This is a genomic window from Streptomyces sp. NPDC051940 (assembly GCF_040680895.1).
In the GTDB taxonomy this organism is placed as follows: Bacteria; Actinomycetota; Actinomycetes; order Streptomycetales; family Streptomycetaceae; genus Streptomyces.
The window spans coordinates 45,545-54,682 of the sequence record NZ_JBFAXR010000053.1 but is presented as its reverse complement, the minus strand read 5'-3'; the positions used below and the strand labels follow the sequence as shown (position 1 = coordinate 54,682).

The window sequence follows — 9,138 nt, the reverse complement described above, 5'->3', positions numbered from 1 at the left end:
ACCGGAGAAGCTCACCGTCGCCGGCCCCTGCGCCAGCTCCGCCTGCAGGGCCTGGGAGTCCGGCCAGGTCACCGTGCGCGGTGACCGGGGCGGTTCGGTTACTTCAGCTGGCCGATCGCCGGCGCCGGCTCGAACTGGTAGTTCGCCGGGCCGAAGGTCTCGTCCATCACCTTCTGCCAGGTGCCGTCGTCCACCATCTTCTCGAGCGCCGTGTTGATCTTGGCGGTGAGCTCGGAGCCCTTCTTGGTGCCGATGCCGTAGTTCTCGTTGGACAGGCTCAGGCCCGCCAGCTTGAACTTGCCCTTGTACTGGTCCTGCGCGGCGTAGCCGGCGAGGATCGAGTTGTCGGTGGTCAGGGCGTCGACGACCTTGCTCTGCAGGGCGGAGATGCACTCCGAGTAGCCGCCGCGCTCGACGAGCTGCGCCTCCGGGGCGATCTTGGTCTTGACGTTCTGCGCCGAGGTCGAACCGGTCACGGAGCAGAGCTTCTTGCCGTTGAGGTCCTCGCCCGCGGCGATGTTGTCGTCGGCACGGATCAGCAGGTCCTGGTGGGCCAGGAAGTACGGGCCGGCGAAGTCGACCTTCTGCTTGCGCTCGTCGTTGATCGAGTAGGAGGCGACGATGAAGTCGACGTCACCGTTCTGCAGCGCGGTCTCGCGGTCCGCGCTCTTGGTCTCCTTGAACTCGATGTTCTTCTCGTCGTAGCCGAGCTCCTTGGCGACGTACTTCGCCACCTCGACGTCCATGCCGGAGAAGGACCCGTCCGGCTCCTTCAGGCCGATGCCGGGCTGGTCGTACTTGATGCCGACGGTGATCTTCTTGCCGCCGTCGCCCGAACCGGACGAGCCGCTGTCGCCGTCGTCGTCACCGCAGGCGGAGGCGGTCAGGGCGAGTACGGCGACGAGGGCGGCGGCAGCGCCGGTCTTGCGGAGATTCATGGTGAACATCCTTCTGTGAAGTTGACGTTGCCAGGCAGGTCAGTGGTGCAGGATCTTCGAGAGGAAGTCCCGCGCCCGTTCACTGCGAGGGTTGGTGAAGAACTGGTCCGGCGTGGCCTCTTCGACGATCTGTCCGTCCGCCATGAAGACGACGCGGTTTGCTGCCGAGCGGGCGAATCCCATTTCGTGGGTGACGACGACCATGGTCATGCCGTCACGGGCGAGCTGCTGCATGACCTCCAGCACCTCGTTGATCATCTCGGGGTCGAGCGCCGAGGTGGGCTCGTCGAAGAGCATCACCTTTGGCTCCATGGCCAGCGCCCGCGCGATCGCCACGCGCTGCTGCTGGCCGCCCGAGAGCTGAGCGGGGTACTTGTCGGCCTGGTTGCCGACGCCGACCCGGTCGAGCAGCCGGCGGGCCTTCTCCTCCGCCTGCTGCTTGTTCTCCTTGCGGACCTTTATCGGGCCCAGCATGACGTTCTGCAGCACCGTCTTGTGCGCGAAGAGGTTGAAGGACTGGAACACCATGCCGACGTCCGCCCGCAGCTGCGCGAGCGCCTTGCCCTCGGCGGGCAGCGGCTGGCCGTCGAGCCTGATGTCCCCGGAGTCGATCGTCTCCAGTCGGTTGATCGCCCGGCACAGCGTGGACTTGCCCGAACCCGAGGGCCCGATCACCACGACGACCTCGCCCCGCGCGATCGACAGGTTGATGTCCTGGAGCACGTGCAGCGCGCCGAAATGCTTGTTGACGTTGTCCAGGACGACCAGCGGATCGCCCACCGGTGCCGCGTCCTTGGTCACCGAAACCTCGGTCATCGGCCTTTCGCTCCATCCTCTTCGGGTTGCCTGGACCTTAGTGACGCACAATGACGAGCGTCATTACATCTGAGGGGAAATTGAGCATAACGATCCGGCTTCAATCGGACACCAGGGGTAATTGGGGCGGGGCTGAGAGTAGCCGAGATGTGGCGGAAACATGGGTGTGACGAGGAGGCCCTTGACGCGCGCCCCCGCCGTAGGGGTGTATCTGTGTCTGGGACCCGCCGACGGAGTGAAAGGAGCGTGACACCGTGAAGCTGCTGCTTGTCGAGGACGACGACCACGTCGCCGCCGCGCTCTCCGCCGTGCTGCGCCGGCACGGGTTCGACGTAGGGACCGCCCGCAGCGGCGAGGAGGCCCTGCAGGAGCTGCTGCACGGCAGGCTCGCCCCGTTCGACGTCGTCCTTCTCGACCTCGGGCTGCCCGACCAGGACGGCTTCGAGGTGTGCGGCCGGATCCGCAAGCTCACCAGCACCCCCGTGATCATGGTCACCGCCCGGGCGGACGTCCGGTCGCGGATCCATGGCCTCAACCTGGGCGCTGACGACTATGTGGTCAAGCCCTACGACACCGGTGAGCTGCTGGCGCGCATCCACGCCGTCGCCCGGCGGACGAGCGGCGAGGGCGACGCCGAGGGCGGCCAGGCGGCGGCCGACGCCTACGAGTCGCTGCGGCTGGGCCCCCTCACCCTGGAGCTGCCGACGCGCCGCGTCCTGGTCAACGGCGAGGAGGTCGCGCTCACCCGAAAGGAGTTCGACCTGTTGGCGCTGCTCGCCAACCGGCCGGGCGTGGTCTTCCGCCGGGAGCAGATCATCAGCGAGGTCTGGCGCACCAGCTGGGAGGGCACCGGACGCACCCTGGAGGTGCACGTGGCCTCGCTGCGCTCCAAGCTCAAGATGCCCGAGCTGATCGAGACGGTGCGCGGGGTGGGCTACCGGCTCGTCGCGCCGCCGCTCGCGTCCTGAGGGCGGTCCCGCTTGCGTACCCGTCTCCTCCCGCTGCTGATCATCCTGATGGCGGGCATCCTTCTGGCGCTCGCCGTTCCGCTCGCCGAGCGGATCGCGCAGCAGGACCAGCAGCACGTCGTCGTCGACCGGATGGACGACATCGCCCGCTTCGCCTCCCTCGGCCTGTACGTCACCACGCGTGAGGAGAGCGCCGCCTCCGCGGAGGAGAGGGACCGCCGCCGGGCACTGCGGCAGGAGCTCGAGAAGTACTACTCCGTCTACGGCATCAAAGCGGGCGTCTTCTACCGCGACCACGGCGTGATGGAGGCCTTCCCGGAGGAGGGCTGGGAGCCGTCGGCCACGCCCGAGGGCGACGAGGCGTTCAAGGAGGCCCTGGCCGGCCGCCGCAGCCACGACCCCCGCCAGGTCTGGCCCTGGCAGGAGCGCTCCCTCGTCGTCGCCTCGCCCATCGTGCGCGACGGGGACGTGGTCGCCGTCGTGGTCACCGAGTCACCCACCGACAAAATGCGCGAACGGATCCTGATCGGCTGGCTCTGGCTGGCGGCGGGCATCGGCGGCGCCATGCTGGTGGCCGTCGCGGCGGCCTTCCGGCTCACCGGCTGGGTGCTGCGGCCGGTGCGCATCCTCGACAAGGCGACGCACGACATCGCCACCGGACGGATGAAGTCCCGGGTCGCGGCCTCCGGCGGCCCGCCGGAGCTCCAGCGCCTCGCCCGCTCCTTCAACGAGATGGCGGACAACGTCGAGGACGTCCTCGAACAGCAGCGGGCGTTCGTCGCGGACGCCTCGCACCAGCTGCGCAACCCGCTCGCCGCCCTGCTGCTGCGGATCGAGCTGCTCAAGTTCGAGCTGCCGGAGGGACACGAGGAGATCGCCTCCGTACAGGCCGAGGGCAAACGGCTGGCGCACGTCCTCGACGACCTGCTCGACCTGGCGCTCGCCGAACACGCGGCGGCCGATCCGCGGCTGACGGACGTCGCCCGCCTCGTCGACGAGCGGACGGCGGCCTGGGCCCCCCTGGCACAGGAGAAGGGCGTCACGCTGGCGCGCGGCGGCAACGGCGCGGTCACCGGCTGGGCCGACCCCGTGACGCTGTCCAGCGCGCTGGACGCGGTCGTCGACAACGCCGTGAAGTTCACGCCCGCCGGAGGGACGGTGCGGATCGAGGTGGCCGCGGACGGCGACACGGTCACGGTGACGGTCACCGACGAGGGCCCGGGCCTCGCCGAGGACGAGCTGGCACGGGTCGGCGACCGCTTCTGGCGCAGCGGCCGGCACCAGAACGTCAAGGGCTCCGGCCTCGGGCTGTCCATCGCGCGGACCCTGCTGGCGGCGGCGGGCGGGCACATAGCGTTCGAGTCGAACGAGCCGCACGGGCTGCGGGTGACGGTCTCCGTACCGCGCGAGGAGCCGTCGGGGGAGTAGGGCCCGGACCCTCCGTTAGGGTGCACGGCCGCCGCGCCGCTCAGGCGCGCGCGCCGCCCCCTGATAGCGGTGTACGTCATGCGCCTACGCCCCCTCGCACTCGCCGCCGCGGCTCTGGCCGTCCTCGCGGCCGCGCCCCCCGCCGGCAGCCCGCTGGGCATCGGGGACCCCCTCTTCCCGCACCTCGGCAACCCCGGCTACGACGTGACAGCGTACGACCTGGCGTTCCGCTACGAGGGCCGCAACGACCGACCCCTCGAGGCCGTGACCCGGATCGACGCCCGCGCCACCGACACCCTGCGCAGCGTCAACCTGGACTTCACCCAGGGCACCGTGCACGCCGTCACCGTCGACGGAGTGAAGGCCGGGTTCACCGAGGCGGGCGAGGACCTGGTGATCCGACCCGAGCACCCCGTCCGCGCCGGCGCCCGGTTCCGCGTCACCGTCCGCCACACGAGCGAACCGCTGCGCAACGACGGCGCCGGCTGGGTGCGTACCGCAGACGGCCTCGCCATGGCCAACCAGGCCGACGCCGCCCACCGCGCCTTTCCCTGCAACGACCACCCCGCCGACAAGGCCCGCTTCACGTTCCGCGTCACTGCCCCGCGCGGCTACACGGTCGTCGCCAACGGCCTGCCCGCCGGCGAGCCCGTCGACGGCGTCTGGACGTACCGCAGCCGGCACCCCATGGCCACGGAGCTGGCGCAGATCTCCATCGGCCGCTCCGCCGTCCTGACGGGCGAGGGCCCGCACGGACTGCCGCTGCGCCACGTCGTGCCCGCCGCCGACGGCAAGGCGCTGCGACCGGTCCTCACCCGCACCGCGGAGCACCTGCGGTGGATGGAGCAGCGCGTGGGCCGCTACCCCTTCGAGACGTACGGCGTGCTCGCCGTCGACGCCGGGCTGGGGTACGCCCTGGAGACCCAGACGCTCTCCCTCTTCGACCGGTCGCTGCTCGCCCGCGCGGGGGCGGAGGCGTACGCCGAGGGCGTGATGGTGCACGAGCTGGCGCACCAGTGGTTCGGTGACAGCGTCACCCCCCGCCGCTGGACCGACCTCTGGCTGAACGAGGGCCACGCCACCTGGTACGAGGCCCTCTACAACGACGAGCAGGGGGTGGAGCCGCTGGCCGAGCGGATGGCCGTGGCCTACGCGCACTCCGACGCCTGGCGCGCCCAGGGCGGCCCCCCGGCCGACCTCCGCAAACCGTCGGCCGACGGCAAACTGGGCATCTTCCGCCCCAACGTGTACGACGGGAGCGCGCTGGTGCTGTACGCGCTGCGCCAGGAGATCGGCGCCGACGCCTTCCAGCGGCTGGAGCGGGCCTGGGTGAGCCGCTACGCCGACCGTACGGCGGGCACGGCCGACTTCGTGGCCCTGGCCTCCGAGACCGCGGGCCGCGACCTCACCGGCTTCCTGGAGCCCTGGCTGTACGGCGAGCGGACACCGGCCATGCCGGGGCACCCGGACTGGCGCCCGGCGGTGCCGGAACGGGGCGGGCGCTCCTGACGGGGCCTGGCGGTCCCGCGGGCGGCGGACCCGCCCGTAATACGGATGACGCTCCCGGCGGCGGCGTGCGACCATCTACAGGTCGGCGACGCCGCCCCGAGGGGAATCCTCCGGTCCGGCGGAGCGTTGAATCCGACGTATCAGCAGCATCCAATCCAACGTAAGGATCCGATTGACCTCCCCTTCTTCCCTTCCCCAGGACGACCAGCGCCTCCAGAGCAGCCTGCGAGCCGACGCCCTGATGGAAGCGGACGCGGCCTGGAGTCACGGAGACGACAACAGGGACGGCGAGCAGTTCGAGCGCGAGGAGCGCGCGGCGCTGCGCCGTGTCGCGGGTCTGTCGACCGAGCTGGAGGACGTCACCGAGGTCGAGTACCGGCAGCTCCGGCTGGAGCGCGTGGTGCTCGTCGGCGTGTGGACCTCCGGGACCGCCCAGGACGCGGACAACTCCCTCGCGGAGCTCGCGGCGCTGGCCGAGACGGCGGGCGCGCACGTCCTCGACGGTGTCATCCAGCGGCGCGACAAGCCGGACCCGGCGACCTTCATCGGCTCCGGCAAGGCGATCGAGCTGCGTGACATCGTGCTCGAGTCCGGCGCCGACACCGTCGTGTGCGACGGCGAGCTGAGCCCCGGCCAGCTCATCCACCTCGAGGACGTCGTCAAGGTCAAGGTGATCGACCGGACCGCCCTGATCCTCGACATCTTCGCCCAGCACGCCAAGTCCCGTGAGGGCAAGGCGCAGGTGGCGCTGGCGCAGATGCAGTACATGCTGCCGCGGCTGCGCGGCTGGGGTCAGTCCCTGTCCCGCCAGATGGGCGGCGGCAAGGGCGGCGGCCTCGCGACGCGTGGTCCCGGTGAGACCAAGATCGAGACGGACCGGCGGCGGATCCGCGAGAAGATGGCGAAGATGCGCCGGGAGATCGCGGAGATGAAGACCGGCCGCGAGATCAAGCGGCAGGAGCGCAGGCGCAACAAGGTGCCCTCCGTGGCGATCGCCGGCTACACCAACGCCGGAAAGTCGTCCCTGCTCAACCGGCTGACCGGTGCGGGCGTGCTGGTGGAGAACGCGCTGTTCGCCACCCTCGACCCGACGGTGCGCCGGGCGGAGACGCCCACGGGCCGCGTCTACACCCTCGCCGACACGGTCGGGTTCGTCCGGCATCTGCCGCACCACCTGGTCGAGGCGTTCCGCTCCACGATGGAGGAGGTGGGCGAGTCCGACCTCATCCTGCACGTGGTCGACGGTTCGCACCCCGCTCCGGAGGAGCAGCTCGCGGCGGTCCGCGAGGTGATCCGGGACGTCGGCGCCGCCGATGTGCCGGAGATCGTCGTGATCAACAAGGCCGACGCGTCCGACCCGCACGTGCTGCAGCGGCTGCTGCGCGTCGAGAAGCACTCCATCGCGGTCTCCGCCCGTACGGGCGAGGGCATCCAGGAGCTGCTGGCGATGATCGACGCCGAGCTGCCGAGGCCGCAGGTCGAGGTGGCGGCGGTCGTGCCGTACACGCACGGCTCGCTGGTCTCGCGGGTGCACGCCGAAGGTGAGGTCATCACCGAGGAGCACACCGCGGAGGGCACGCTGCTCAAGGCCCGCGTCCACGAGGAGCTCGCGGCCGAACTCGCACCGTACGCCGTCTGAGACTCATCCCCGAGGCCCTGCCCGGCGTCCGCCGGGCGGGGCCTCGTGCTGTCCTGCCCCCTTCAGAAACGCGGAGGAACGCCATGCACCCTGTGCTCTCCCTGTACGACGAGCAGATGCGCCGTGACGTCCCGCCGGACGGTCCCGGCGTACGCGTCGAACGGACGGCGGCCGTCGTCCGGCAGACCGGAGCCGCCGACGACTGGAACGGCGTGCTCTGGTCGCGGCTCACCGCGGACACCGCGGACGCGGAGATCGCCGCGCAGATCGCGCACTACGGCGGGCTCGGGCTCGGCTTCGAGTGGAAGCACTACAGCCACGACGAGCCGGCGGACCTGGCCGGGCGGCTGCTCGCGGCGGGCTTCACGGCCGAGGAGCCGGAGGCGCTGATGGTCGCGTCGACGGCCGGGCTGTCCGCGGACGCTCCGGCGCCGTCCGGGGTGGAGCTGCGGCCCGTCACGGACGCCGCCGGAGTGGAACTGGTCGTCGCCGTCCACGAGGAGGCCTTCGGTGCGCCGGGAGACCGCCTGCGGCATCAGCTGCTGGCGCAGCTCGCCCACTCGCCGGACACGGTGGCGGCTGTCGTCGCCGTGGCCGACGGCCGCCCGGTCAGCTCCGCACGCCTGGAACTCGTCCCCGGCCGGGACTTCGCCGGCCTGTGGGGCGGCGGCACGGTCCCCGCGTGGCGGGGCCGGGGCGTGTACCGCGCGCTGGTCGCGTACCGCGCCCGGATCGCCACGGCCCGTGGCTACGGCTACCTCCAGGTCGACGCCTCCGACATGAGCCGCCCCATCCTGGAACGCCTCGGCTTCGAACGCCTCGCGGTGACGACGCCGTACGTGTACGCGGCCCGCTGAAGGCCGCAGGTCACTGCATCGTCGCCTGCGGCGGGTGCTCCGCGGACCGAGGGCAGCGGTAGATCTGCATGGTGTAGCCGCGGCCCATCGTCACCAGCGTGGGCTCGCCGGCCGGCGGGTACGACGAGCCGGAGACCGGTTCCTCCACGGGCCGCCAGCTGAGCCCCTCCTCGCCCTGCCACTCCCCGCTGTCCGCGGTGAGCAGCGCGTCCATCGGCGCGCCGCAGCCGCAGACGACGGGTTCGGGATCGCGGAAGGTCCAGGGTGCGGGCCATCCGCCCGCCTTCCAGCCCGGAGCCACCGACAGCGCCTGGGAGTACAGGAACGGCCGGTGCCCCGCGGCTCGCGCCCAGGTATCGAGGCGGGCCACGACCTCCTCCGGCAGGAGGTGGCCCGGAGGGTATTCGACGACCGGCTCCGGATGCAGAACGCAGGGCGCCGGTACGAAGTCGTCCTCGGCGTACGCTGGTTCCGGACGGTCGTCCGACGGCACCCCGATCTCCGTGACCGTCCGCCAGCGGATCCGTATCGCCGGCAGATAGTCGTCGCCGTGCCCGAACGGACACCACAGCAGCTGGAGCAGGTCCGACCCGGGCGGGAAGCCGGCGTCCGGCGCGTCCCGTGCGTACAACTGGAGCACGGGCAGCATCGGCACGGGTCCGTCCGGCGCCCCGTACCCGTTGCCGCTGATCCGGTCCAGGACGGCCGTCTCGTCCGGCGTCAGCAGGTTCGTGCCCGGCTGCTGGGGGCGTCCCCACGCCTCGGTCAGGATCCGGCGCCGCAGTCGCACGTCCGCGACCGCGTGCACGCTGAAGGTCTCGTGCGAGGCGTCGCACCGCGGCCACGCCTCACCCCGCGGCCACAGCAGCGGTCCGCCCACCGAGCTGTCGTCCACCCCCGGCGTGCCCGGCCGCGGATGCAGCCGGACCGCCGTGCGGCCCAGTCCGGCGAGCTCCGGTACCGCGGCGGCGATGTCCACCGGG

Annotated in this window: 8 protein-coding genes; 5 read left to right on the top strand and 3 right to left on the bottom strand. The window is 71.5% G+C overall.

The window, feature by feature from the left end; genetic code table 11:
- Nucleotides 1–98: 98 nt before the first annotated feature.
- Both AB0M28_RS21355 and AB0M28_RS21350 read right to left on the bottom strand, forming a co-directional pair.
- Nucleotides 99–938 carry a glutamate ABC transporter substrate-binding protein gene (locus AB0M28_RS21355; protein ID WP_365407014.1) on the bottom strand — a complete coding sequence of 280 codons (840 nt, stop codon included), beginning with the start codon at nt 936–938 and terminating at the stop codon, nt 99–101.
- Nucleotides 939–977: 39 nt separating this feature from the next.
- On the bottom strand, nt 978–1,754 hold the full coding sequence (locus AB0M28_RS21350) for an amino acid ABC transporter ATP-binding protein (RefSeq protein ID WP_365407011.1): 777 nt from the start codon (nt 1,752–1,754) through the stop codon (nt 978–980).
- A 254-nt stretch (nt 1,755–2,008) separates the two neighbouring features.
- Here AB0M28_RS21350 and AB0M28_RS21345 point away from each other — a divergent pair, with 254 nt between their 5' ends.
- The 5 genes from AB0M28_RS21345 to AB0M28_RS21325 all read left to right on the top strand — a co-directional run bounded on the left by AB0M28_RS21345 (nt 2,009) and on the right by AB0M28_RS21325 (nt 8,155).
- On the top strand, nt 2,009–2,722 hold the full coding sequence (locus AB0M28_RS21345) for a response regulator transcription factor (protein WP_365407008.1): 714 nt from the start codon (nt 2,009–2,011) through the stop codon (nt 2,720–2,722).
- Nucleotides 2,723–2,734: 12 nt separating this feature from the next.
- Nucleotides 2,735–4,150, top strand: coding sequence for a HAMP domain-containing sensor histidine kinase (locus AB0M28_RS21340; protein WP_365407005.1), 1,416 nt, complete (start codon nt 2,735–2,737; stop codon nt 4,148–4,150).
- Nucleotides 4,151–4,228: 78 nt separating this feature from the next.
- A complete protein-coding gene (locus AB0M28_RS21335) occupies nt 4,229–5,659 on the top strand; it encodes a M1 family metallopeptidase (protein WP_365407002.1) in 1,431 nt (476 codons plus the stop codon).
- A gap of 172 nt (nt 5,660–5,831) precedes the next feature.
- Nucleotides 5,832–7,298 carry a GTPase HflX gene (hflX, locus tag AB0M28_RS21330; RefSeq protein ID WP_365406999.1) on the top strand — a complete coding sequence of 489 codons (1,467 nt, stop codon included), beginning with the start codon at nt 5,832–5,834 and terminating at the stop codon, nt 7,296–7,298.
- Nucleotides 7,299–7,381: 83 nt separating this feature from the next.
- On the top strand, nt 7,382–8,155 hold the full coding sequence (locus AB0M28_RS21325) for a GNAT family N-acetyltransferase (protein WP_365406996.1): 774 nt from the start codon (nt 7,382–7,384) through the stop codon (nt 8,153–8,155).
- A 10-nt stretch (nt 8,156–8,165) separates the two neighbouring features.
- Here AB0M28_RS21325 and AB0M28_RS21320 read toward each other — a convergent pair whose 3' ends face one another.
- Nucleotides 8,166–9,134, bottom strand: a complete 969-nt coding sequence (locus AB0M28_RS21320) for a hypothetical protein (RefSeq protein ID WP_365406993.1) — start codon at nt 9,132–9,134, stop codon at nt 8,166–8,168.
- Between the last annotated feature and the right edge of the window lie 4 nt (nt 9,135–9,138).

Excerpts from the sequence above, each read along its gene's own strand:
- AB0M28_RS21355 (WP_365407014.1), bottom strand. The coding sequence starts at position 938 with ATGAATCTCCGCAAGACCGGCGCTGCCGCCGCCCTCGTCGCCGTACTC.
- AB0M28_RS21350 (WP_365407011.1), bottom strand. The coding sequence starts at position 1,754 with ATGACCGAGGTTTCGGTGACCAAGGACGCGGCACCGGTGGGCGATCCG.
- AB0M28_RS21335 (WP_365407002.1), top strand. The coding sequence starts at position 4,229 with ATGCGCCTACGCCCCCTCGCACTCGCCGCCGCGGCTCTGGCCGTCCTC.
- AB0M28_RS21325 (WP_365406996.1), top strand. The coding sequence starts at position 7,382 with ATGCACCCTGTGCTCTCCCTGTACGACGAGCAGATGCGCCGTGACGTC.